At 33.9% G+C, this 663-nt stretch carries 2 protein-coding genes; both read right to left on the minus strand.

Annotated elements, in window-relative coordinates; translation table 11 throughout:
• Positions 1 to 337 (minus strand): OB-fold nucleic acid binding domain-containing protein (locus EQ827_RS08820; RefSeq protein ID WP_258231833.1); only part of this gene is annotated, 337 nt, incomplete at its 3' end.
• A 20-nt stretch (positions 338 to 357) separates the two neighbouring features.
• The coding region (locus tag EQ827_RS08825) for a PepSY domain-containing protein (RefSeq protein WP_181190604.1) at positions 358 to 663 on the minus strand (306 nt) is incomplete at its 5' end.

The following is a 663-nucleotide window of genomic DNA, read 5'->3' on the forward strand; positions in this document are numbered from 1 at the left end:
ATTCAATACCATGCTCTTTAGGTGTAATAGGGAAATTCTCGCTTTCGCCCACAACTTCTAAATTAGAAATCTCAATTTCATAGCCAAAATGAGAACGTTTATCTTGATGAATTACGCCTGTCACATAAAAACTTGTTTCTTGACGCAATTTTTTGGCTAATTCAAAAGTTTGTTCACTAACATCACTTTTGACTACTACGCCTTGAAAATAAGCTGTGCCATCCCGTAATTGTAAAAAGGCAATCTTTCCTGATGAACGTTTATCTGTTAACCAAACACCAATTTTTACTTCTTCATCTACGTGCTTAGGAGCATCAATAATATTAATTTGTTGCATTAAATTTTCCTCCACTACTTTTAAAGATTATCTATTTCTTGAATAATTTTAGTATTTTTAAAATTAATCAAATAATAACCATAAGTTTTATTTTTATTCACAAAAGTTACTTCCCAAACCAGTTGCTGGTGATAGCGGCCTAAAGCAACCTTTGTGACTTTTTTGGGATGTTGCGTACTCAAAACAATCTGCTTAGCCTCTTCAGGCAATCCTGCCTTACCTGGTAAGATTTCCATTTTGCCATTACGACCATTAATCATAACATATTTATACTGTTGTGGATTACGAGAATCAAAACCACCGACAGAAAAAAAGCGCTGTTGCCG

The sequence above is a fragment of the Bombilactobacillus bombi genome (assembly GCF_013607485.1).
Classification (GTDB): Bacteria; Bacillota; Bacilli; order Lactobacillales; family Lactobacillaceae; genus Bombilactobacillus; species Bombilactobacillus bombi_A.